This is a genomic window from Luteibacter anthropi, assembly GCF_011759365.1.
In the GTDB taxonomy this organism is placed as follows: domain Bacteria; phylum Pseudomonadota; class Gammaproteobacteria; order Xanthomonadales; family Rhodanobacteraceae; genus Luteibacter; species Luteibacter anthropi.
Genome location: NZ_JAARLZ010000006.1, coordinates 297443 through 321890, shown reverse-complemented (window position 1 = coordinate 321890; position 24448 = coordinate 297443). Strand labels below are relative to the sequence as shown.

17 protein-coding genes are annotated in these 24448 nt (G+C 61.6%); 10 read left to right on the top strand and 7 right to left on the bottom strand.

The window, feature by feature from the left end; translation table 11 throughout:
- Window positions 1-17: 17 nt before the first annotated feature.
- Window positions 18-1571, bottom strand: a complete 1554-nt coding sequence (locus HBF25_RS13465; protein WP_243853215.1) for a ShlB/FhaC/HecB family hemolysin secretion/activation protein — start codon at window positions 1569-1571, stop codon at window positions 18-20.
- 687 nt (window positions 1572-2258) lie between these two features.
- Here HBF25_RS13465 and HBF25_RS13460 point away from each other — a divergent pair.
- The 6 genes from HBF25_RS13460 (at window position 2259) to HBF25_RS13430 (ending at window position 9075) form a co-directional block, all read left to right on the top strand.
- Window positions 2259-3677, top strand: coding sequence for a cytochrome ubiquinol oxidase subunit I (locus tag HBF25_RS13460; RefSeq protein ID WP_341778078.1), 1419 nt, complete (start codon window positions 2259-2261; stop codon window positions 3675-3677).
- Between the two features lie 5 nt (window positions 3678-3682).
- On the top strand, window positions 3683-4690 hold the full coding sequence (cydB, locus tag HBF25_RS13455) for a cytochrome d ubiquinol oxidase subunit II (RefSeq protein ID WP_166949214.1): 1008 nt from the start codon (window positions 3683-3685) through the stop codon (window positions 4688-4690).
- A 225-nt stretch (window positions 4691-4915) separates the two neighbouring features.
- Entirely contained in the window at window positions 4916-5281 is a 366-nt protein-coding gene (locus HBF25_RS13445) for a hypothetical protein (protein WP_166949211.1), read from the top strand.
- Window positions 5282-5414: 133 nt separating this feature from the next.
- On the top strand, window positions 5415-5591 hold the full coding sequence (locus tag HBF25_RS13440) for a CsbD family protein (protein ID WP_166949210.1): 177 nt from the start codon (window positions 5415-5417) through the stop codon (window positions 5589-5591).
- 150 nt (window positions 5592-5741) lie between these two features.
- Complete coding sequence (gene glgX, locus HBF25_RS13435) at window positions 5742-7859, top strand: glycogen debranching protein GlgX (protein WP_166949208.1); 2118 nt, start codon at window positions 5742-5744, stop codon at window positions 7857-7859.
- Window positions 7860-7971: 112 nt separating this feature from the next.
- Window positions 7972-9075, top strand: a complete 1104-nt coding sequence (locus tag HBF25_RS13430) for an alpha/beta fold hydrolase (protein ID WP_166949206.1) — start codon at window positions 7972-7974, stop codon at window positions 9073-9075.
- On the opposite strand, the gene HBF25_RS13425 is transcribed toward HBF25_RS13430, so the two are convergent.
- On the bottom strand, window positions 9035-9427 hold the full coding sequence (locus tag HBF25_RS13425) for a rhodanese-like domain-containing protein (RefSeq protein ID WP_166949204.1): 393 nt from the start codon (window positions 9425-9427) through the stop codon (window positions 9035-9037). The genes HBF25_RS13430 and HBF25_RS13425 overlap by 41 nt on opposite strands.
- 79 nt (window positions 9428-9506) lie before the next feature.
- Between HBF25_RS13425 and ftrA the strand changes: the two genes are divergently transcribed.
- Window positions 9507-10502 carry a transcriptional regulator FtrA gene (gene ftrA / locus HBF25_RS13420; RefSeq protein WP_166949202.1) on the top strand — a complete coding sequence of 332 codons (996 nt, stop codon included), beginning with the start codon at window positions 9507-9509 and terminating at the stop codon, window positions 10500-10502.
- Between the two features lie 122 nt (window positions 10503-10624).
- Here ftrA and HBF25_RS13415 read toward each other — a convergent pair whose 3' ends face one another.
- The 4 genes from HBF25_RS13415 to HBF25_RS13400 form a co-directional block, all read right to left on the bottom strand.
- Window positions 10625-13000 (bottom strand): TonB-dependent receptor, encoded by a 2376-nt coding sequence (locus HBF25_RS13415; protein WP_243853214.1) that lies wholly within the window; start codon window positions 12998-13000, stop codon window positions 10625-10627.
- A 443-nt stretch (window positions 13001-13443) separates the two neighbouring features.
- Window positions 13444-15924 carry a DNA ligase D gene (gene ligD, locus HBF25_RS13410; protein WP_166949198.1) on the bottom strand — a complete coding sequence of 827 codons (2481 nt, stop codon included), beginning with the start codon at window positions 15922-15924 and terminating at the stop codon, window positions 13444-13446.
- 19 nt (window positions 15925-15943) lie between these two features.
- The gene (ku, locus tag HBF25_RS13405; protein ID WP_166949196.1) at window positions 15944-16852 is read right to left on the bottom strand and encodes a non-homologous end joining protein Ku; all 909 of its coding nucleotides are present in this window, start codon (window positions 16850-16852) and stop codon (window positions 15944-15946) included.
- Window positions 16853-17010: 158 nt separating this feature from the next.
- The gene (locus HBF25_RS13400; RefSeq protein ID WP_166949194.1) at window positions 17011-19119 is read right to left on the bottom strand and encodes a catalase; all 2109 of its coding nucleotides are present in this window, start codon (window positions 19117-19119) and stop codon (window positions 17011-17013) included.
- 540 nt (window positions 19120-19659) lie between these two features.
- Between HBF25_RS13400 and HBF25_RS13395 the strand changes: the two genes are divergently transcribed.
- From HBF25_RS13395 to HBF25_RS13385, 3 genes are read left to right on the top strand one after another with little or no spacing between them, the layout of a single operon-like run.
- Entirely contained in the window at window positions 19660-20286 is a 627-nt protein-coding gene (locus HBF25_RS13395) for an ABC transporter permease (protein ID WP_166949192.1), read from the top strand.
- Complete coding sequence (locus tag HBF25_RS13390; RefSeq protein WP_166949190.1) at window positions 20276-21052, top strand: ABC transporter ATP-binding protein; 777 nt, start codon at window positions 20276-20278, stop codon at window positions 21050-21052. Before HBF25_RS13395 ends, HBF25_RS13390 begins: the two co-directional genes overlap by 11 nt.
- 14 nt (window positions 21053-21066) lie before the next feature.
- Window positions 21067-22128 (top strand): ABC transporter substrate-binding protein, encoded by a 1062-nt coding sequence (locus HBF25_RS13385; protein ID WP_166949188.1) that lies wholly within the window; start codon window positions 21067-21069, stop codon window positions 22126-22128.
- Here HBF25_RS13385 and HBF25_RS13380 read toward each other — a convergent pair.
- Complete coding sequence (locus tag HBF25_RS13380) at window positions 22125-24317, bottom strand: efflux RND transporter permease subunit (protein ID WP_166949186.1); 2193 nt, start codon at window positions 24315-24317, stop codon at window positions 22125-22127. The two genes, HBF25_RS13385 and HBF25_RS13380, sit on opposite strands and share 4 nt — an antisense overlap.
- Window positions 24318-24448 lie beyond the last annotated feature (131 nt).

Genomic DNA, 24448 nt, shown 5'->3' with positions numbered 1-24448 from the left:
CGTCGTCCTGCGAATATTCAGAACTGGTAGATCAGCTGGAAGCCGGTCGCTGGCTGCTCGGTATCGAAACCATGTGGCGCGTGGAGCCGCCGTCCCGCGAAGAGATCCCAGCTCAGGCCCCGATAACTGCCGCGCACACCGACCACGGCGCCCGCCAGCTGCTTGTGGCTGGCCTGCGATCCTGGGCCGGAGATCCGGCCGATGTCCGCGCCGATGTACGGCGCAAGGATCCCGATGGGAAACGTCAGCGTATTGCGCAGGTAGCCGCCCCGCTCTCCGGCGAGGGTCTGCTCGCCGTCGAAACCGCGTACCGAGTAGCGGCCGCCGATGGTCAGCAGTTCCGCGGCCGGCAGATGGTCCGTCGAATGCTGCAGGCGAAGGCTGCTGTCCCAGATCACCGGCTGCCTGCCGAACTGCAAGGGCTGGCTGAGCGAGATGTCCAGCGTGGTCAGGCCGTAACGGTTGGTCGGGAAACCGATCTCGGGGTCGTACGCGTTCCACTGGCTGCCGAACCACGGCGTGCCGCGCTGGTAGCCCAGGCGCGCGTCCAGCTGTGCCTGGCCCAGGTAATGACGATGCACCAGGGCCAGTTCGGCACTTGCCACGCGCTGCCGCTGGATACCCACTTCCACGCCCTGGATGTAGCTGTGTGCGCTGCGCGTCGCCACGCGCGCCTCGATCGAGGTCTTGCTCGATGTGCCGCGCGTGAGCAGGCGCTGGATGGTCACGTCGCTTGACGTGGAGGTGCCGGTGGAGCGAAACCGGGTCTGGAAGCCTTCGATCCACTGCCGGTAACGGTACGTGGACACCGAGCCACTGAACGTCCACCAGCCCCACGGCACGCTATAGGTGGCGTTTTCGCTGAAGGTGCTGCCGCCATCCGCGTGCGTGGCCAGCGCGTGGCCAGCGCCGATCGAGAAGAGATCGTTCCAGCCCAGCGGATTGTCAAGCGACATGTTGAGGTTGCCCTGGTAGCGCCCGGTACCCTTCAGCCCGGCGTCGCCGGCATCGAGCACGACATGCCAGCGCCGCGTGGTATGCACGGTGAGCACCACGTCGGATTCCCCGACTTCCCCACCCGGCGCGATATCCATGCTGACGTCCTGCGAGGGCACGCGCTTGAGTTGCTCAAGCCCCTGCTCGATGGCATGCAGGTTCAGCAGATCACCCTCACGCAGCGGAAACGCCGTGCGCCAGTTCAGGACGGGCGAGCCCTCCGCAAAGCGGATGCGCCGGACCGTGCCCGGTACCAGCAGCATACGCAGCGTGCCCTGGGCGATGTCCTGCGCCGGCACGCCGACGCGCGTGGTAACGAAACCACGGGCGATCAGCTCATTGGAAAGGCGTCGCTGCAGGGCCTCGAGCCCTGCACGCCCCACGCACTGGCCAACGAAGCGATCGAGGTAGCGCTGCGCCCAGCCGAACTCGTCGGCCCGTTCGCCCTCCAGACGGAGCGCGTGCAGGTCGAAGCACGGTGATTCCTTCGGCAACGGCGCATCGAGCCGCTCGACGGCCGTCGGCGGCAAGGGTTGGAACGGCGTCTCCTGGCGCTCCGCCTCTTTCTGGTCCAACCGCTGCGCACGGCGCAGTGTTCCTGCTTGTCGAGGGTGGTCTGCCCCAGCGCCACCCCTGCTACGAGTACGGCGCCACCGACCAGCAGCGTCCGCCCCATGGCACGCCAACGGCGCGCCCCCTGAAAACCCATGCTGCCCACTCCACACTTCCGAATGTGCGGGAAGCCGACGCGAACGCGGCTCCTCCATGACTGGAACGCCCCCCTGTACAGGCGATCAGGGATGACATCGGCTGCCCTGCCGAAAACTTTAGGGCTGGAACGAAAAAAGATTCATGAACCGTCCGGTCGAAAATCGACCGTGAAACGGAGTATCGCCGGCCATGACACGGAGAGTGCTCTACGGGTACCCGATGTGCCCACCCCGGTGTGACGCCCGTGCCACTCCCCGAATCCGAAGAACGGAATCAATGAAGCATAACGATTTCGAACTTTGGTACAACAGCGATCCCTTACGTGGTGTCGCTTAAACCTCACGAAGCGGAGACTGCTCGCTTGCATGACACCAAAGACGCTTTGACGCAGGACGCTTTGACGCACGGCGCATTGACGCAGGATTGTGCCGTTCGCTGATCGGTGAGAGCACCATAGCGCGGACGACGATGGACAGGCAGTCACTTCGCCCCCACGAAGTGACGCTCACCTCTCCACCGCTTCCATGTGCTCAGTCCCCATAGGTGCGCAAGTGATTCTCCCCGATCAAGCGCTATTCCTCGCCCGGTGGCAGTTTGCCTTTACCGTGTCGTTCCACATCATTTTCCCGGCCATCAGCATCGGCCTGGCGAGCTTTCTGGCCGTGCTCGAAGGGTTGTGGCTGAAGACGGGCAAGCCTGTCTACAAGCAACTGTTCTTCTTCTGGTCAAAGATCTTCGCTGTTGGATTCGCCATGGGCGTCGTCTCCGGCGTGGTGATGAGTTACGAGTTCGGCACCAACTGGGCCGGATTCTCGGCGGTGGCCGGACCGGTCACGGGCCCCCTGCTTGCCTTCGAGGTCATGACGGCCTTTTTCCTGGAAGCCGGTTTCCTCGGCATCATGCTCTTCGGCTGGACACGAGTCGGGCCGCGCGCCCATTTCTTCGCCACGCTCATGGTCGCCACAGGCACGCTGATCTCCACGTTCTGGATACTTTCCTCGAACAGCTGGATGCAGACGCCGCAGGGCTTCGAGCTGGTAAATGGCAAAGTCGTGCCGGTGGACTGGCTGAAGATCGTGTTCAATCCTTCGTTTCCTTATCGCCTGGTGCATATGGCGCTTGCCGCCTTCATCGTCGCGGCGATGATCGTGGCGGGTTGCGCTGCATGGCACCTGCTACGCGGCCGCCGGGACCGCGCCATCCGCAAGTCGTTCTCCATGGCGCTGTGGATGCTGCTTCTCGTCGTGCCGCTTCAGATCGCGGCCGGCGATGCCCACGGCCTAAATACCCGGAAGTACCAGCCCGCCAAGATCGCTGCCATCGAAGGGCTTTGGGAAACAGAACGAGGGGGTACGTCTCTCAACCTGTTCGGCTGGCCGGACATGGCGCAGGAAACCACGCACTTCGCCCTGAAGGTGCCCCATCTCGGCAGCCTCATCCTCACGCATACCTGGGACGGCGAGATCCAGGGCCTGAAATCGTTCCCGAAAGAAGACCGGCCTTTTTCGCCCCTGGTCTTCTGGAGCTTCCGGCTCATGGTAGCGATGGGGCTCTTGATGCTGTTGATTGCGGTGCTCGGCCTGTGGCTCCGTCGCGGCAAGCGCCTGTACCACGCGGCATGGTTCCAGCGCCTGGTGCTTCTGTCGGCCCCAGCCGGCCTGGTCGCGCTGCTGGCCGGCTGGGTGACCACCGAAGCGGGACGACAGCCCTGGGTCGTCTACGGCGTATTGCGCACCAAGGATGCGGCATCGGCGGTTACCGTCAATCAGGTCGGCACCTCGTTGCTGACCTTCGTGGTGGTGTACTTCATCGTATTCGGTACAGGGGTCTACTACATGCTGCGCCTCATGGCGAAGGGCCCCGAAACGCTCGATCACGAAGCCCATAGCGAAGAAGAAGGCACGGGTGCGGGACACGATCGTTTTGCGCACCGCCCGCTATCCCGTCCTACCGACGCCATCGACGAGTAAACCCCATGTCTATCGATCTGCCCATGGTCTGGGGCGCCATCATCGCTTTCGGTGTGTTTCTGTATGTGGTGCTCGATGGCTTCGACCTGGGCATCGGCCTGCTGTTTCCCCTCTTCAATCGTCAGGGAGAGCGGCAGGTCATGCTCAACACCGTCGCGCCGGTGTGGGACGGCAATGAAACCTGGCTGGTGCTGGGTGGTGCCTGTCTCTACGCCGTGTTTCCCGTGGCGTATGCCGTGCTGCTATCGGCAACTTATCTTCCCGTCGTCGGGATGCTATGCGGCCTGATCTTTCGAGGGGTGGCCTTCGAGATTCGTGCCAAGGCCCGGCGCACGCAGCACCTTTGGGACATGGCCTTCATCGCGGGCTCTGCAGCCGCCACGTTCTTCCAGGGCGTGATCCTCGGCACCTTGCTGCAGGGTATTCCCATCGCGGACGGCAGATACGCGGGCGGCCCGTTTGACTGGGTCAATCCGTTCAGCCTGTTCACCGGCCTGGGCCTGCTGGTCACCTACGCCACGCTGGCGTGCGGGTGGCTGATCATGAAGACCGATGGCGAGCTTCACCGGCGAATGGCGTTGCTCATGCGCCCACTGGCCGCGCTGCTGGCAGCACTTATCGGGGCCATCAGTATCTGGACCGTCATCGGCCAGCCGGCCGTGGCCGCCCGCTGGTTCGCCCTTCCCAACCTGTTTTTCTTCATGCCGGTGCCCGCGCTGGTGCTCGCCGCCGTCGCAGGCATCTTCATAAGCCTTCGCCGGGGAAGCGAGCGAGCGCCTTTCATGCTCACCCTTGCCATCGTATTTCTGGGCTACACCGGCCTCATCGTCAGCATCTTCCCGAACCTGGTTCCTCCTTCGCTGGACGTCTGGTCCGCTGCGGCGCCAAGGTCCAGCCAGGTGTTCACACTGATCGGTGCGGCCGTCATCATCCCGGTGATCCTGTCATACACCGCCCTGTCCTACTGGGTCTTCCGTGGAAAGGTCCGGCACGACGACGCGGGGTATCACTGATGCCAACACTATCCAGATGGCGGCGAGCCCGATGGTTCATCGGGCTCTATGTGGCAGGCGTAGTGGCAGTCGGTGCGGTAGCTCTACTTTTCAGGCTACTGATGCCCCGGTGATCACCCCTGGCGATTCCGTGGGCAGGTGCCTGCCCGGCATACGGTCTTGACGTTTCGCTAATGCCAAAAGACCGACGCTAACGCATCTATCCCGCCATGAAGGTCATGTCGCATGTTTCCGATCGAGATTTCCAGAAAAGCCATGGCGAAGACGAAGTGGCTGTTTTTCTGCATTCCGCTTTATTTAAGCGGGTGTGCCACGATAACCTCCCTCGACCCGATTCCCGGGCCCTTGCAGATCAAGACGGTGGATGCGCTCGGCGTTCACTCCTCGTCCGAGCTTACGTTTGTCGACGTGGAAAGCGACGCCCCCGGCAGCATACGTCCCCAGACACTGCACTATCGCGCCATCAAGAAGCGGGACGGGAGTGCTTTCGACTGTACGTCCCAGATGTTCCCCGGCATGGCGGGCGAAGAGGCGATATACACGCCGCCCAAATGCACTCCGGTAGACTCCGGAACGAGGCCCGGACGCTAAGCTGATCCTCTGGGCCCACCATCGATAGCGACTGAACGGCCTTGCTACGTGAAGCGGGTCTTCATGCGGGATGCACGTTCTGGCCCTGGTCTCGACCTGCAAAGTCGGTTCCACCTATCACAGAGGATCTTCCATGGATAAGAACCGCACCGAAGGCACCAAGCACGAGGTCAAGGGCGCCGTGAAGGAAGTCGTGGGCAAGGTTACGGGCAACAAGACCAAGGAAGTCGCGGGCAACCTCGAAAAGAACGCCGGAAAGGTCCAGAAAGAAGTAGGCAAGGCCGCCGACGAGGCACGCAAGGGTCGCTGACCCTTCGCCATAGCGGTCATGCAAGGGAGCGCCCATGGGGCGCTCCCTTGGTTTATCCGTCGCCGTCATCCTGTCAGGCATCCAGCCTCGACGCTTCCTGCACGGCGGCGACCCGATTCTCCCGATTCTTCCACCAGGGCACTATTTTCGATGAGCACGCTTCCCACGCAAACCGCCCCCATCACCGAGGGCCGTCCCTTTCCGCGCGGCGCCTGCTTCGATGGTGAGGGCACGAACTTCGCCCTGTTTTCCGCCCACGCTACACGGGTCGAGCTTTGCCTGTTCGATGACGATGGCAAAGAGACCCGGATCGAACTTCCCGAGTACACCGACGAGATCTGGCATGGTTATCTGCCCGGTGTCCGGCCTGGACAGTGGTATGGCTATCGTGTCCATGGCCCGTATGAGCCGGAGCAAGGGCATCGATTCAACCCCAACAAGCTCCTGATCGATCCGTATGCCCGGGAACTCGCCGGCGAGCTGACCTGGTGCGACGAGCTCTACGGTTACACGGTGGGCCATCCCGACAAGGACCTGAGCTTCGATGAGCGCGACAGCGCGCCTTTCGTCCCCAAGGCCGTGGTGGTCGACGAGGCGTACGACTGGGAGGGTGACGAACGCCCGATGCTCCCCTGGGACGAGACCATCATCATGGAGACCCATGTCAGGGGCTACACGATGAAGCACCCCGACGTGTCCGATGCCCTGCGTGGCACGTGCGCGGGCCTGGCCTCGCCAGCTGTCCTGGAGCAGATCCGCGGCCTGGGCATCACGGCCGTGGAGCTGCTGCCCATGCATGCCTATCTGGACGACCGCCACCTGCTGGAGGCTGATCGCCGGAATTACTGGGGCTACAACACCCTCGGTTTTTTCGCGATCAAGCGCCGGTATCTGTCCAATGGGCATCGCGACGAGTTCCGTGACCTGGTCAAGGCCATGCACAAGTCTGGCCTGGAGGTGCTGCTGGATGTGGTCTACAACCACACGGCCGAAGGAAGCGAGCTGGGGCCCACCCTCTCGTTCCGGGGCATCGACAACCTGTCCTATTACCGCCTGGCCGAAGATCCCCGCTTCTACATCAACGACACCGGGACAGGAAACACGCTCAACGTCAGCCACCCGCGAGTGATCCAGATGGTGATGGATTCGTTGCGCTACTGGGTGTCGGACATGCATGTGGATGGCTTCAGGTTCGATCTGGCCACCATCCTTGGGCGCGAGCCCACCGGCTTCGACCAGCGTGGCGGAATTCTCGATGCCGTTGCACAAGATCCCTTGCTGGCAAGCGTCAAGATGATCGCCGAGCCATGGGACTGCGGCCCGGGCGGCTATCAGGTGGGACACTTCCCTCCCGGCTGGGCCGAATGGAACGACCGTTTCCGTGACGATGTCCGTGCCTTCTGGAAAGGCGACGAGGGCAAGCTTCCCGACGTCGGCAAGCGGCTTACCGGATCGGCCGATTTCTTCGACAAGCGCGGTCGCCGGCCCTGGGCCAGCGTCAACTTCATCACGGCGCACGATGGTTTCACGCTGCACGACCTGGTGAGTTACGACGGCAAACACAACGAAGCCAACGGCGAAGACAATCGCGATGGTTCGGACAACAACCATTCGTGGAACTGCGGTGTCGAGGGTGATACCGATGACGCGGGCATTCTCGCCCTGCGCGAGCGACAGATGCGCAACCTGCTGGCCACGTTGTTCCTGTCCAAGGGAACGCCCATGCTGCTGGCTGGCGACGAGCGTGCACAGACGCAAGGCGGCAACAACAACACCTATGGCCAGGATAGCGATATTGCATGGATCGACTGGCAGCGCGATCCCACCGCAGGGCGACTGAGCGAATTTGTCCGTGAACTGGTCGCCTTGAGAAAAGCATTTCCCCTCCTGCGCAGGGGCCGGTTTCTGGACGGCAGGTATGAACAGGAGACAGGCATTCGCGACCTGGTCTGGCTCGCGCCTGACGGACAGGAGGCGACCGAAGCTCACTGGACCGACCCGGGCGCCCGCTCGATAGCCGTGATCATGGAGGGGCGTGCCCAGCAAAGCGGTGTGCGCCGCCAGGGAAGCGATGCAAGCCTCCTGCTGCTCGTGAACGCATGGTCCGAGGGTGTGGCCTTCCGGCTACCTGAAGGTGACTCCGCCGCCTCCTGGTCGGTCGTACTGTCGTCGGCACCCGAACTGGAAAAGGGTGTAACGGCGGAAAAAGGTGGTGAATTCATTTGCCCTCCCCGGTCCATCGTGGTCATGACCAATGGCCTGCCGTGACTTCAAGCATAAGAAGGATGCGACAACCCCGACTACGCTGCGGAGAACCTGAGTAAAGGCCTGAATCGTCGGGCCGGGCGACGTCATGAGCGTCCAGGGGCGGGAGGCTTTCATGCAGATACGCAACAGAACCTGTGGGCTTGTTGCGCTGTTCATCGTGTCTTCGACATCGATAGCAGCGCAGGACGCGCCGATGACAAAACCCCACGTCATCGACGATAGTCGATACACACAGGCGCAGCAGCGTATCCAGATAGAGCCGGGCCGGAGCTTGAACCTTTTCTGCACGGGCTCAGGGTCACCCACGGTCATCTTCGATGCTGGCCTGGGTGACGAAACCAGCACGTGGGGCCTGGTTCAGCCGGAAATATCACGGCTGACACGCACGTGCTCCTATGATCGTGCGGGCATCGGTTTCAGCGATCCGGCCACGCGACCCAGCACCAGCGCAAACATCGTCGACGATTTGCATAAGCTACTGGCCAGGGCTGATGTCCGTGGCCCCTATGTATTGGTAGGTCACTCCTATGGTGGCCTCAACATGCTGCTTTTCGCGAGCCGCTATCCTTCCGACGTGGTGGGCATGGTGTCGGTGGACCCGGCCAATGAACTTCAGGCCACGGCCATGCGCCAGGCTTTCAGGAATTACGACAAGGACGTTCTCGCCCCCTTCATTGCCCAGCACGAAGCCTGCATAAAGCAGGCGGAGACAGGTTTCGACAAGGAATCCGAGCTTTACCGGAAGTGCATCGGCAAGACCGATCCTTCCATGTCGAGCGCGATCAATGCAGTGCATGACATACAACACGCCCGGCCCGCCTACCAGAAGGCCGTTACTTCGGAGCTGAAAAGTGTCCGGGGCGGCGCCAGCGAGGATCAGGTCCGCGCTGCACACCGCACCTTCGGTGACATGCCCATCATCGTTCTCACCCGGACCATGGGCAACGATGCCAATATCCCACTGGGGCCAAACGAGACGAAGGAGTCACGGGACACCCTGCGACGCAACTGGATCGACATGCACGAGGAACTCGCATCGCGGTCCACCCGGGGACAGAATCGCAATATCGCCAATACCGGGCATTACATCCAGCTGGACCAACCCGGTGCCGTCATTACCGCCATCAAGGACGTACTGAGGCAGGCGTCGTCGGATATCGACCTTGACGGGCATCTCAGCGCTCCAGTCCGAATCCCTCGTCGATCCATCCGGTGATGCCACCAATCATCTCCTTAACCGGCCTTCCCAGCCTGGCAAGCTTTATCGCCGCCTTGTTGGCACCGTTGCAGTGCGGCCCGGCGCAGTAAACGACGAACAGGGTGTCAGCGGGATATTCCGCCATGCGTTGTTCCGTCACCGTATGAGCGGGCAGATTGATGGCGCCGGGTACATGACCTGCCGCATAGAGTGTCGGCGTGCGTACATCGAGCAGGACGAAATCCCTGGCTTCGCGGTTCGTTGCATACCAGACATCGGCGCAATCGGTCTCGAATCCCAGGCGGGCCTCGAAATGGGCCAGGGCATCCTGGCTGGCGGCGGCGGGGAAACGTTGAACGACGGTACTCATCGGCAGGCTCCTGCAGGAAGGTGATACCAGTGTCGGCACTGGCGCCACCTGGGTGTTACTGGCAAGAATGACTACCACCATGAAGAATCCGCCAAAACGCCGCCGCTCGATCCCCGGACCACCCAACCGGAACGTGGCCGCCCTCGTGTACGACGGGCTATGCGCCTTCGAATTCGGCGTCGCCGTGGAAATGTTCGGCCTGGCGCGCCCCGAGCTGCCGGACTGGTACAACTTCGAAGTGTGTGCCGTAGACCAGGGGCCCATGCGCGCCGCCAGCGGCCTGCAGGTCACGGCGGAGGCAGGGCTCGACCGGCTGAAGAACGCCGGCACCATCATCGTCCCGGGCTGGCGTGGCATGGACGCCATCCCGCCTGCCCCACTGCTCAAGGCGCTGCGAAACGCCCACGATCGTGGAGCCCGCCTGTTGTCATACTGCTCGGGTGTGTTCGTGCTTGCGGCAAGCGGGTTGCTTGATGGCCTTCGCGCAACCACCCATTGGCGGTATGCCGATGCCCTTGCGCAACGCTATCCATCCATCCGCGTCGAGCCTGACGTGCTCTATGTCGACGAAGGACAGCTGTTGACTTCGGCAGGGAGCGCCGCAGCGCTTGATCTGTCCCTGCACCTGATCCGGCGCGACTACGGCCCCGATGTCGCCAACTCCGTGGCCCGGCGTGCCGTCGTACCCGCCCACCGTGACGGGGGGCAGGCTCAGTTCATCCAGACACCCGTACCGATGCATGGGGACGGGCTGAGCAAGTTGCTCGGCTGGATGCGCAAGCATCTTGATGAAACTCTTACCATCTCTGTACTTGCCGATCGTGCTCATATGAGCGAGCGCACGCTGCTTCGCCGCTTTGAAGAGGCCACGGGTTGTTCACCCAAGCAATGGATTACACAGGAACGCCTGAGCCGGGCCCGCCAGTTATTGGAAGGTGGCGACCTGAGCGTCGATCAGATAGCTCAGGCGTGTGGTTTTGGTAGTGCCGATACGCTCCGGCATCATTTTCGACAGCATATGCAGCTGAGCCCGGCACGCTATCGGGAGCGATTCGGGGTGTTTCATGGTGCGTAGGTAGAGGAATGTTGGTACCGGGGTATTGCGAACGAATGGTCGCGCGCAGGCGCGCTCCTGCAGGGGCACAAAAAGAGCCGGCCCCGTGAGGGGCCGGTTCTGGTTCGGGCGGTGATCGGGGATTACAGCGAAGCGCCGAAGGTCACCATGAACGCGCGCGGCTGCAGCAGGCCGTAGGTGGGCGAGCTGCTGTACAGCTTGCCTTCCGGGGTGGCCAGGAACTGCGACGAGCTGACGTACGAGAACGCCTTGTGGTCGGTGATGTTGCTTACGTTGAACTTGATGTAGGGGCTCTTCAGCCAGTCCCAGTTATTGAAGCGGTAACCCGCATCCAGGCTGAAATTGGTGAAGCCGCCGACACGCTCGGTATTCATGTAGTCGCCATAGAGCGAGCTGGTGACGCGCGCGCTCAGCGTGGCCCACAGATGGCTGCCGTCGTCGTAGGCCAGGCTGAGGTTGCCGATGTTGCGGGCGGTATCCGGCATGGTCTTGCCGTCGGTCGGGTAGATGCCATCGCCGCTGCCGCCGTTGATATCGCCGACGATCTTGGCGCGGGTGTAGGTGTAGGAAGCGTACGCCGTCCAGTCCTTCGCCAGCTTGTAGCTCACCTCGCCGTTGAAACCATCCATGCTCATACGATGGATCGACGTGTAGAAGGTGTAGCCGGTGGTCTCGTCGAACGCGCTTTCCTGCTTGTTGTTGTAGTTGCTGTGATAAACGTCGGCGCTGACCGAAAGCGCATCACCGTAGAAGCGGTAACCGATGTCGGTGTTCCAGGCCGTTTCCGGCGCATTGGCCTTCTGCTGGTTATCCAGCGTGTTGAGCAGGGCCACCGTGTTGGGCGGTGCACGGAAGGTCTTGCCGCTGCCGATGTAGAACTGGTTGCGGTCGTCAAGCTGGAACTTGATGCCGGCCGTGGGCAGGAGCTTGTTCCAGCTCTTGTCCACGTTGCTGTAGTTCTGCTGCTTGGTAAGGGAGCCTGCCGTGGAACCCGGATACTCCCACACGTAGCCCGTGCGGTTTTCCCACAGGTAGCTCAGGCCAGCGGTGAAGGTCCACTGGTCGTTCGGGGTCCAGTTGTCGGTGACGAAGCCCTTCTTGATTTCGGTCGTGGTGTATTCGTCATACACCTTCTGCGGCACGCCATTGGGGTACTCGATGAAGTTCGAATTGCCCCAGATGTCGCCCGGATTGCCCTGGCTATCCACCGAGCCATAGAGATCGGACTGGCTCTTGCGCGAGCGCTCGTACCAGAAGCCGTATTCCAGGCTGTTATCCAGGCCGAAGTCCTGGTTGAACTTGGCGATCACGCCCGGACGGAAGGTGGTGGCGGCTGAGTAGGAGTACACCACGCCGCTGGTGTTGTTGGTCACGCGGCCATCGCCATTGACGTCCTGGTTGGCGTAGCCGAAGCGATCCAGGGGCGAGGTGCTTTCGTTCACCGTCGCACCGGCGCCACCGCCGCCGCTGCCGTACCAGAAGTACGGAATCACGGACAGGCGCAGGCTATCGGACAGCTTGAACTCGCCGTCCAGGCTGGCCAGGTAGCTGGAGAACGGATTGGTGCGCAGGCCGTAATAGAAGGTGTTGTTGCTGATGGCCGCCGGCGACGAGCCCGGCAGCCAGGTCGGGTTGTAATCGTAGTGGTAGCCGTTCTGGGCCACCTGGGCCTTGGTCAGCGAACGATAGTTGATGTTGTTTTCGCGGTTGTACTGCAGCGACGCGCTGATGGAGTTGTTGTCGTCGATGGTCCAGATCGACTTGCCCTCGACCTTGGTCACGTTCATGTCGCCCTGACCGCGCCACTTGTCGGCGCTGTTGTCGGAGTAGGAAATCCAGGAACGCACCGGGCCGGTATCGCCCGTGTTGAGGCGGATGAAGGTACGGCGGTAGTCATTGCTGCCGACGGTCTGGGTGAAGTCCACGCCCGCCTGGTGCGACGGGTCGATGGTGGCCCAGCCGATATGGCCGCCGCTGGCGCCCGAGTCCGGCATGTCCACATCGGGAATGCCCTGCAGCACGGTGATGTCGCCCATGTTCTCCGTGTCGCCGTACTCGGTGGCATACACCGAGTAGCTACCCGTATCGGTGATGGGTGCGCCGTTGACGGTCATGCCGATGTCCGATGAGTCGAAGCCGCGGATGCTGTAGTGGCCGTTGGCCAGGCCCGTGACGTCATCGGTGGCGGCATTCACGCCCGGGATGCTGCCTATCATCTGCGTGAAGTTGGCGCCCGGCGAAGCCTTCTGGATCGCATCGCGGGTGATGGTCGACACGGCCTTCGGTGCCGTCTGCACCGACATCAGGCCGCCGGCCAGCGAAAGATTGTCGGCCTGCACGGTCACGGCATTCATCTGCTGGACGCGCTTGGTGTCGTTGGAGGTAGTGGTATTGGACGTGCTTGACGCACTCGAACGCTGAGCACCCGCATCCTTGTTGGTGGTCGACTGATTCGCCGGGTTGTTGGCGTCCTGTGCTACCGCAGAACCAGCGGTCATACAGAAAACGACGGCAATCGCCATATAAAGGTGGTTTCTTTTCATCTCTATCAATTCCACAGGAGCAAAGCGGGTGATCAGCCGCCTGCATGAAGCAGGCAGCGAGCAGTTTTGTGAATTCGGGTGTCGCGTTCGAAACGCTTTTCGATAACGCGAGAGTCAGCGCGCAATTACCTGATCAAAAACGCATTTAATTGACCGTCAACGCATGAGATTGCTATTTAACGTAAATTTACGCGTTTCCTCCGGGCGTAAAAAAAGCCCGACCAGTAAAGATCGAGCGAACTTATGAAAACCGCGAGTTATCGTTGAATCACGCAGTGGTTGCCGCGTGACAATACTCAACGGTTCAAGCGTTGCATAGATTTTTTACAAAAATGTTTCCGATCGATCACGAAGATGCCGCTGCGCGTGGCTTTTGCAGGGGACCTACATGCGTCGAGCTACCGATGAAAACGGCGACCCACGTCATCCATGCTTTGCCCCACTTCATCTATCGCACTCCACGGGTCGCTCTTGAGTCGGGCAAGCCGCTTCGGCATGGAATGAATATCGAAATCGCTTCCCGAGCGCAGCTTGCCCAGTTCATCCCAGCGAAGCGGTGTTGCAACCGGCGCTCCGGCACGAGCTCTCAAGGAGTACGACGCGATTGCCGTGGCGCCCCGACCATTCCTCAGGTAATCGATATAGATTTTTCCCTTGCGTAGCGACCTGGTGGCTGTCGCGACGAACTCCGTAGGCTGGGTGCCTGCCATGGCTTCGGCGAAGCCTCTGGCAAACAGCTTGACGGTATCCCAGTCCGAGGCCGGTTTCAGTGGAACGACAACATGCAGTCCCTTGCCACCCGAAGTGCGCACGAATGACACGAGGCCGAGTGCATCGAGCAGCGAACGCACCGTGCGGGCCGCCTCCACCACCCTTCCCCAGGCCACGCCATCACCCGGATCCAGATCGAAGACGATGCGATCGGCCCGATCCGGATCGGCAATGTGCGCTCCCCAGGGATGGAATTCCACGGCACCGAACTGCACCAGCTCGATCAACCCCTCGGCATCCTGCGGATAGAGATATTCCGCGTGGCCGCCTTTCTTCTCGGCGATCCGGGTAAGCCCCGCGCGCTTCAGGCCTGAAAGTGCGTGCTTCTGGAAGAACATGGCGCCATCGATACCATCGGGGCAGCGCACGATAGAAAGTGGCCGATCCACGATGGGCGGCAGTATCCAGTCCATCACTGCCCGGTAGTAATCGACCACCTTCTGCTTCGTGATGCCATCGCCGGGATAGACCAGGCGCTCGGGGTGCGTGATGGCGATCATGGGTGTGTCCTCCGCGGCATCGGTCGTTTGCAGATCGTCGGGCGACTTGTCGAATCGCAGCGCCTTGAGGCTCGCCTGGCGAAGCAGGCCACCGCCGCTATAGCCACGGAAGAACACTTCGGCCACCACGGCAGGCTTGACCCACTGCTCACCCTGAAGCAGGGGATCGACGCCATCCAATGGAACCGGCGGCGTTTCATGTCCTTTCCTTGCGAAATCCCTGCCCAGCTCGCGCAATAGATCGTCGGAAAAGCCGGTGCCTACGCGTCCCACGTAGTTCCAGCGCTTTCCTTTTCCCGGTTTTGCCAGCAGCAGCGAACCCAGCGCGAGACGGGAGCCTTTGGCACGCGTGAATCCGACCACGGCAAATTCGTCGCTATCCAGCCGCTTGATCTTGAGCCAGTCATCACGGCTCCCCGGATCGTAGATTCCCTCAGCCCGCTTGGAAATGATGCCTTCCAGCTGGTGAGCGATGGCCTGGTCGAAGACCGCAGGCCCATCGCCGGCATGATGGCTGCTATACCTGAGCTGCGCAGGCGCATGTTCGATCACGCGTTCCAGGAGCGCCTTGCGCTGGATCAGGGGAACATATGCGAGATCCTTTCCCAGCAGATACGGCATATCGAACATCACATAGGCTAGCGGTGCCTGGCCTTCCCCGGCGAGAGTCTTCTGAAGAGCATTGAAGTCGCTTCGGCCCTTCGCGTCGAATGCCACCAGCTCACCGTCGAACCGTGCGCTGGACAAACCAAGGGCCTCGATGGCCTGGACGATCTCCGGCACGCGCTCATTCCAGAAAAGGCCGTTGCGTGACCAGACGGCGACACGACCGTCGACCACCGTGGCTGTCAGGCGATATCCATCCCACTTCACCTCGTGAATCCAGCCATCGCCTTGCGGAGGTGCATCCCGCAGGCGGGTCAGTTGCGGCGCCAGGAACCGGTCCGACGGCGAAGCATCCCTGGCGCCGTCGAGCACGTCCAGTTCCCTGGCCAGCGCATTCCATGAACTCTGCTTTCGAGGCAGCCTGGATGTCTTTGTGCTTCTGCGAACGGCCGCCCTGCCCTTCCCGGCACGCTTCGTGCTCGCCCGCATCCTGCCATCGAGCAGGTCATCGGCCTCGAGGTCGCTGGCAAAAGCATCATCGGCCTTGATCAGGAACCAGGTGGGCTGGCGTTCGCGTTTACTGCTGCGGACGAGGTGCCAGCCGCCTTTTAGCCGCTCACCAAACAGCTCGAAGGTCAGGTGCCCCTTCGCGAGCTGGGCTTCGACATCGCCGGCCGAAGTCCAGACGCCTTTGTCGAAGATATCGACATGCCCCTTGCCGTAGCCCTCCTCGATATCGCCTTCGAAGTCGGCATAGGGCACCGGGTGGTCTTCCACTTCCACGGCCAGGCGTTTCACGGCAGGGTCGAAGCTTGGCCCCTTGGGCACCGCCCAGCTTTTAAGCGCGTCGCCCACCTGCAAGCGAAAATCGAAATGACGCGTCGATGCATGGTGCAGCTGGACGACGAAGATCGCCCTGTGACCGCGACCACCAGCACGGTCTGGCCCAGGTTCATTCGTGCGGTCGAAGTCACGCTTGCGACGGTATTCGTGCAGGCTCATGCGTGTGCCTCATTCGTCGCTAGGACGACACCCGGCTCTTGCGCTTCGCCGTTTTCGCCGGTGATGCCCGTCCCGGACTCCGACGTGACCTCGCGGCTTTTCCCGAAGCGGTCTTCTTCGGGCTGCTGCCCGTCTTTCCGCCCAGGCTCTTCTGAAGCAGCGCCATGAAATCGACCACGTTGGTCGCGGCATTCCCGGGCAATGCCGCCTCTTCCTCCTTCTCCACCACGCCGCCTCGGGTCTTGATCCGTCTATCGATGACCTTGCGCAGCCGATCCCTGAAATCATCCCGATAGCTACCCGGCTTCCAGTCTTCCGCCATCGACTCAACCAGCTTCTGTGCCATGTCCATTTCCTTGGTGGAAATTCGATAGGCAGCAGGCTTCTTGTCCGGGATGGCGTATTCCTCCGGATCGACCAGCTCCTGTTCGTAGCGCAACAGGATGAGTACCAGCGCATTGTCCTTTGGCACCACGGCGGACAGGTATTCACGCGTGCGGATCACCACCCGGGCGATGCCGATCTTGCCGGTCTTTTTCAGGGTTTCGCGAAACAGGACATAGCCCTTTTCGGCCTTCTTGCCGGGCACGAGATAATACGGCTTCTCGAAATATTCGGGGCCAATGGTGTCCTGGTCCACGAACGCCTCGACTTCGACCGCTTCCTTACCCTCGGAAGACGCCGAACGAAGATCCTCGGGCTTCAGTACGACGTAGCTGCCTTTCTTGTACTCGAAGGCCTTGACGATGTCCTTCCAGGGCACTTCCTCACCCGTCTCCGCGTTGACCCGCTCATAGCGGATAGGCGTCTTGCTGCGGCTGTCGAGCATCCGGAAATGCAAGTCGACGGACCGTTCGCCGGGCATCAGCGAGACGGGCACGTTGAGCAGCCCGAACGAGAGCGTTCCGGTCCAGATAGGACGGGCCATATCGTTCCTCCCAGGCAGCGGATCTGCCATGGCAAGGACGCAGCGTAGGGGCGCATCTGTGGGCAGTTTGTCCACGCAAGGTCAACGTAGCCGGCGGGAAGGGCCAGAACGAGAGGCGCCGCCAGAGGCCGCCCCTCGTCGCGCAGGCCAGATGTGACTTACGCCAGCATGCGCACCTTGGCTTCCCGGGCGAAGAATCGCGTCTTCGCACCATTCACGAAGGCATCGATCGCACTGGATGCAAAGACGCCATCATCCGGCTTGACCCCGGCTGCCTCCAGCAAGCGGCGACCACCCGCATCGACCACCATGGCCTTCAGATGTCCGAACGCATCGCGCATGAAGTCGATTGCGGCGGATTCGTTCTCCAGCTCCCCTGCACCATCGGCCGAAAGGACCACGGCCACGGCGTCGAAAACGATGGAAGGCGTGCCTGCCAACTGGCCATCGGCAGCAAGTTTCTTGCCGTCGGACAGCTTTGCCCCACCCAGTTTCGGCGCCACGATCTTCACCACAGCACCCGCCGCCTCCGCTGCCTTCCTGACCTTGTTCACGGCGGCGCCATCGGAACCGTCACTCACCAGGATCCCCACGACACGCCCCTCCAGCGTTTTCTTCATCTTGCCGATGATCTGCAAGGCCGGTGACGGCGGCATGTCGACCGGCGGCACCTTCGCCGCAGGCGCCGGAGGCAGGCTGTCCAGGGCCAGGCCATCGGCCACGCGGCGTGCCAGTGCTTCGTCAACGTGGCGAAGGTGGCCTACCACGGCTTCACGGACATGAGGCGTCTCGACCTTGGACAGTTCGAAGACCAGCGCCGAGGCCATATGCGCCTGTTCGAAGGCGGTCTGGCTACGGAAGAACAGCCGGGCCTGGCTGTAGTGATCGGCAAAGCTCTCCGGACGAATACGACTGCGGGCTCCTTCCTCCCTGGCCGGGAAGGTGCGGAAGCCACGCTTTGCATCTTCGCGGGGGGAATCCGCCTGGAGGGAGCTGGGCTCGTAGGCGACCCGCCCCTTCGGAACATCCCGCTGCATATGGCCATCGCGCTGGTGATTCGCGAAGGGGCACTTGGGTGCATTGATCGGCAACTGGGCGAAGTTGGGAGAGCCCAGGCGGGAGAGCTGGGTATCCAGGTACGAGAACAACCTGCCCTGCAACAGCGGATCGTTGCTGAAATCGATGCCGGGAACGATATGCGAGGGGCAGAACGCCACCTGCTCGGTTTCCGCGAAGAAATTATCCGGCCAGCGATCGAGCACCATGCGGCCGATGACTTTCAGGGGCACGAGTTCTTCGGGAATGAGCTTCGTAGCGTCCAGATGGTCGAAGGGGAAGCGTTCGGCCTCTTCTTCTGTGAACAACTGCACGCCCAGTTCCCATTCCGGGTGATTGCCGCCTTGAATGGCTTCGAAAAGATCCCGGCGATGAAAGTCAGGGTCGGCACCTGCCAGCTTCACCGCCTCGTCCCACACCGTGGACTGAAGCCCCAGCTTCGGCCGCCAGTGGAACTTCACGAAGGTGCTCTTGCCCTCTGCATTCACCAGCCGGAACGTATGGACACCGAAGCCTTCCATCATCCGTAACGAACGGGGAATCGTCCGGTCCGACATGGCCCACATGATCATGTGAATGGATTCGGGTGTAAGGGAGATGAAGTCCCAGAAGGTGTCATGGGCCGTGGCGGCCTGGGGGAACCCACGATCGGGCTCCATCTTTACCGCATGGACCAGATCGGGAAACTTGATGGCGTCCTGGATGAAGAACACGGGAATGTTGTTGCCAACGAGATCCCAGTTGCCTTCCCGGGTATAGAACTTCACGGCAAAGCCACGCACGTCGCGCGGAGTATCCACCGAACCCGCGCCGCCCGCCACGGTCGAAAAACGAACGAACACCGGCGTTTTCTCGCCAACCTCGGTCAGGATGCTCGCCGATGTGTGTTTCTTCAGGGATCGGGTCAGTTCGAAGAATCCGTGTGCCGCTGAGCCCCTCGCATGCACGATCCGCTCCGGAATCCGCTCATGGTCGAAGTGGGTAATCTTTTCACGGAGCACGAAATCTTCCAGCAGCACCGGGCCCCGCTCCCCCACCTTCAGGGAGTTCTGGTTATCGCTGATGATGCCGCCTTCATTGGTGGTTAGCGGCTCGTGCTTCCCACCGGCTTGCTGGTGAAGCTCGTCACCGTCGCCCCGTGGGTCGCTTGAAGTTTTCGGAGCGGACTTACCCAGCCCCTTCGCTGGCGCTGGCGTGGCTTTCTTGACCATGGCGAACCTCTGCTTGGTAGACCCCGGGACCATGCGCTGGACGGCGTCAATACCCTGTGCAACCTGTGCAGATTTCATGTTCCCTTACGATAATCGCCATGAAACGGTCCATGCCGCCATCACATCCAGCTCGTCGATGGCTCCAACGCCATGGCGTTGGGACTCATGCCGAAATTGCACATTCAAATCAGGGGCATCGTCTTTTTTGCCTGCCACACTGTGATTCGCCCGATAAGCGCGTGGGGACGCGCACGGGTAGTCATCGCATCAGGGATGCAGCGCCAGCCGATGAGCATCAACCCGCAGGCCAAGGGATCCCGGCACCTTTTCGCTCGCCCTTGATTCGTAATTTCATGCGATTCGAGGCCAGTCAGTCGTATTCCAGAGGGGACGTTGCGCGTGAATGAGGACTCATCGACCAGATCCTGGTCCGCCTGGCTTACTTCACTGGTCCTGGTGGCCTTGTGGGCACTGGTCTCATGGACCAACCTTTTTCCACCCTCAGCTTTCCCCTCTCCCTGGTCGGTTGCCCGCGGATTCATGGAGGAGGTCACCACGGGCCGGCTGTTCACCGATCTCATTGCTTCGCTGTTTCGCGTCATATCGGGATTCACCCTGGCCGTCGCACTGGGCATACCCGCCGGACTCTGGCTCGGTGCCAGGGTGCGCGTGCGCAGCGCACTGTTACCGATAGTGAATTTCTTTCGCAGCCTGTCGCCGCTGGCCTGGATTCCCTTCGCGATTCTCTGGTTTGGCATCGGCGATGCCCCGGCTGTGTTTCTCATCTTCATGACAACGTTCTTCCCCATGGTGCTCACCGCGGCCGCCGCGGTGGCGAACGTGCCCTCGCTCTATCTGAAGGTCGGCAATGACGTCGGATTCTCGCAGCGGGAAATGTTCTGGGCCCTGATCCTGCCCGCCGTCGCGCCCCAGCTGATTACCGCCTTGCGCATCACGGCGGGCCTGGCCTGGGTCATCGTCGTCGCGGCGGAAATGATCGTAGGGCGCGATGGCCTGGGTTTCGCGATCTGGGATGCACGCAATGGCCTTCGAATGGACCTGCTGGTATCCGGCATGATCGTTATCGGCGCCATCGGTACCCTGCTGGATGTTCTTCTTCGTCAGCTTGCCCGCCACCCGGGCGTGAGGTGGGCATATGACCGATAAATCGATTGATGCGCGGATAGGCTCTCATGCCTTCGGCAACATAGAAGTATTGCGCCATATCCAGCTGGAGGTATCGCCCAACGAGATCGTGGCTATCGTCGGCCCCTCGGGCTGCGGAAAGACGACCTTGCTCAATCTGCTCTCCGGCACGCTGAACCCTTCGAACGGCACGATATCCAGGGAAGGACCCACCCGGACCGTCTATCAACAGGATGGCCTGCTTCCATGGCTGACGATGGCCGGCAACATCGATCTGGGTCTGCGGCACCTGACCGACAGCAAGGCAAGATCCTCCGCGCTCGAAGAAGCATTGGCCATGATTGGCCTGGAAACCTTTCGCGATCACTACCCTTACCAGGTGTCGGGTGGCATGCGTCAGCGGGCCGAGCTTGCTCGCGCCCTCGTAAGTCAGGCGCGCATCCTGCTGCTGGACGAACCCTTTTCAGCGCTGGACTACATGACACGGCTGCACATGCGACATGAGTTCGTCCGCCTGATGCAGAACATGCCGCGCACCGTTCTGCTCGTTACCCATGACGTCGAGGAAGCGGTCGAACTGGCCGACCGGGTGCTGGTTCTCACCCGGCGCCCCACGACGATCCTGGATGAACTCCGGATGCGAAGCCCTCGACCGCGCCATGTTACCGACCCGGAAGTGGTCGCCACCGTTGGCCGGTTGCTGTCCCTGCTCAACCTCGAAACCCCGTTCACGGCAACGGGTCCGCACGCGGACCATGCGGACCGTATCCCCATCGCCCTCTCATAGCCCAGGACATCAACATGGCCGCTCGTTATGCCACCCGCTGGCTTGCCGGGGTCGTCATCGTCATCGGTACGCTCGCGGTCATGCGATATGAACCATGGCATGCCTGGGCCGCCGAATCCGATAGCGAGCACCTTGAACGCGTTCGCGAACAACTCACCGTCGGGTTCCTTCCGGTGACATGCCACCTCACCTGCCCTGTCACCGACTACGCATCGCGAAAGAGCAAGGAGTTTCGTTACGACGCCCAGCGTTTCAACGACTTTCCCACCGTCGCCGAAAGCATGAAAAGTGGTCGCCTGGAGGCCACGTTCATGACCGTGCCCCTGGCCATGAAACTTCGCGAGCAGGGATTGCCGGTGAAGATCGTCTACCTGGGGCATCGCGATGGCTCCACCGTGATGGTTCGACCTGACCTCAGTATCCGTGGACTTGAGGATCTGAAGGGACGTCGCTTTGCAATTCCCAGCAAGTACAGCAATCAGTTTCTCGTGATACGGAAACTCATGGTCGATCGCGGTATCGATCCGGCGTCGATCGATTTCGTCGAACTGCCTCCGCCCGACATGCCAGGTGCGCTGGCGGCAAAGGCCATTGATGCATATTTCGTTGGCGAGCCCTTCCCCGCCAAGGCAGAGCTCAGTGGCGAGGGCCGCATCCTTTACCACGTGAAGGATATCTGGCCAGGCTTCATCTCGTGTGCACTGGTGGTGCACGAGCGCCTTATCCACGAACGACCCAACGTCGTCGCCAACCTGGTGAGAAGCATTGCCGAGAGCGGCGAATGGGCGGAAACCCACCGCCTGGAAGCCGCCCATGTCGCATCACCCTATTTCCGGCAGGACGAAGCCATCGTTCGCCACGTACTTACCAGCCCACCCGGGCGCGTGAGTTACCGGATGCTTTCTCCTTCGGATGCCGATCTGCAACTGATCCAGGACATGGCACTGGAAACAGGCATGCTGGACAAACCCGTTCCGCTCTCAGAACTGCTCGATCGCCGCTTTATCCCCAGGGATATCGCACAGCGGGATATCGTTCCGGAGCTGGCCCGCAACCAGACGCCTGCAGCGGACTAGCCGGGACCGATGGCGACGCTCGTCTGCTGGCGTGCGCGATAAGAGCGCCTGTCTCGCGCCAGCATGAGCGTACAGGCGCAGCTTGCCAGCACCGAAATGGCGACGAGTGCACCGAGCCTGACGTTCGCGGGCACCTGTGAAAACACGAGCACCCCGAATCCTGCACCCACCACGATACTGTCGATGATGATGGCTGGGCCGACCGCACGTCGTGCGCTTGCCACGGGATCGGCCACGCCACGGCGGCGCTCGCGATCCGCGTATTCCAGAAGATGCAGCGGGAAATCGATACCGATTCCCAGCGTGATGGAAATGAACATGGACGTGGCGACGCCCACCGGGATGCCCAGCCACCCCATCGTGCCCAGCACCGCCAGGCAAGCGACCGTCACGGGTAGTACGGCGAAGCATGCCGCGGATACACGACGTAAGATGACAAGAAGGAAAACAAACAACGCGAGGATTCCAGATCCCACGGAAACCAGCTGGCTCCGCACGTTGGCGGCGATGGTTGCCTGACTGACCGCTACATCGCCACCGAAACGTATCTTTCCTCCCATAGGGGCCAGCAACGTACCTGCCAGCTCGCCGGCATGCGTCATGATGGTGGCGGTCTGGCGATAATTGGCATCCTTGAGATAGATGGTAAGCAGGCCGCGCTGCCTTTCTTCGTCGACCACTTCACTGCGACGGTCCGCACCGCGCCCGACGCCCATCTGGTGCCACAGGCGCTGTATGCCGCGACGGTCGTCGCGAACGACGTCGCTTCCTTCGGCGCGACCATTCATGAGATAGCGCACGCCTGAAAGCTGACCATATGGACCCGTAACCCCTCCCACGCCCGCAGTGACTCGCAAGGCATCTTCCATCCTGCCGATGGCCTGGATGACCCCGGGATCGTGCAGGGCCTGCGTATGCCCGGGGAAGTCCAGCTCCACCTGAAGCAGATGGGTGCCCAGCATGGACCGGTTGACGCGCTCCATACTCTGGTGGAAGGCACTCGCCCGGGAAAAACCGCTTATCCAGCCATCCTGGACCTGGAGCCGGAGTACACCCAGCGCGAGCACGAGACCAACGGCCAGTGTCCACAGGGGCGCCATGCGGGCATGGGTACACCGGTCGATCCAGCCCATCGCCCCTTCCATGTACACCGCGGGAAGACGGCGATCGAGGTGTCGGACGCCCAGCGCACGATAGAGCGCAGGCGTCACAAGAAGAGACCACGCCAATGAAAACAATGTACCCAGGGTGGCCCACACGCCGAACGAAACCACGGGCGGCAGATCGGAAAGCACAAACGAGGCAAAGCCGATGGCCGTCGTCAGTACCGTGATCGCCACTGGCCGCTGCACGTGAGACATCACTGCCAGGGCCAGTTCGGCATCACCTGCCGGCCGACACCCGGGAATGTCTCTCTGCAACGCGACGAGCATGTGCACTTCGCTGGCGACACCCATCGTGCAGAGGATCACGGGGAGTACGGCGGTGGTGATATACAACGGCGTCCCCGACCACCCCATGAGCCCGAACGTCAGCAGGAGGCAGGCACCCACCTGGGCGAAAACGACGGCAATGGCGCCGGCACGCCGGAACGCGAGCCACAGTATCCATACAAGCAGAGCGCCGCATACCGGCAGTTGCCGGGCCAGATCGGTGAGCAGGTGATTGCCAAGCTGGCTTTCGGCAACCGGCGCACCCACGATGTGCAAGCGATCGTGCCCCGTGTCCATGGACGCAACAATCGCCCGGATCCTGTCGTAGAAACTATCCCGGTCGGCACCCCGGGGAACCTGTACGACAATGCTCGCCCCCGAATAGTCGGGGGCCACGAGCGTTCCCTTGAGGATGGGCGTTGCCTCGATATCCTCACGCAGTTCCTGCATGGCGGCGACGGTGTCGGGCACTGTCGAAAGATAAGGCGACAGGTCCATCGAGGCGACGCGATCGCGCGACTCGGTGGCAAGGCTCTTGACGTCACGACGAGTAATATCCGGCTCGTCGAGCACGGCCAGCGTGATTTTCCTGACCAATGCCAGTGATGCCGTATTCAGAATTCCTTCCGGCCCGGGGCTCTCCACGAATATGACGATGGCATCCGCCTGGGAGAAACGCTCCTTGATCTGGGCATCGATGGCGACGGCCGGATCATCCGGTGGGACAAGGGCATGACCGTCAAGGCGAAGGTCCAAACGCCACAGCCCAGGTAACGCCATGAGCAAAATCAGCCCCGCGGCCAGAAGAACGACCCGGTACCGTTCAATGCCGAACCGCACCGGCGCGTAGACCGTTCCGGAAGCGCCGGATGCGGACTCCCGTGTCA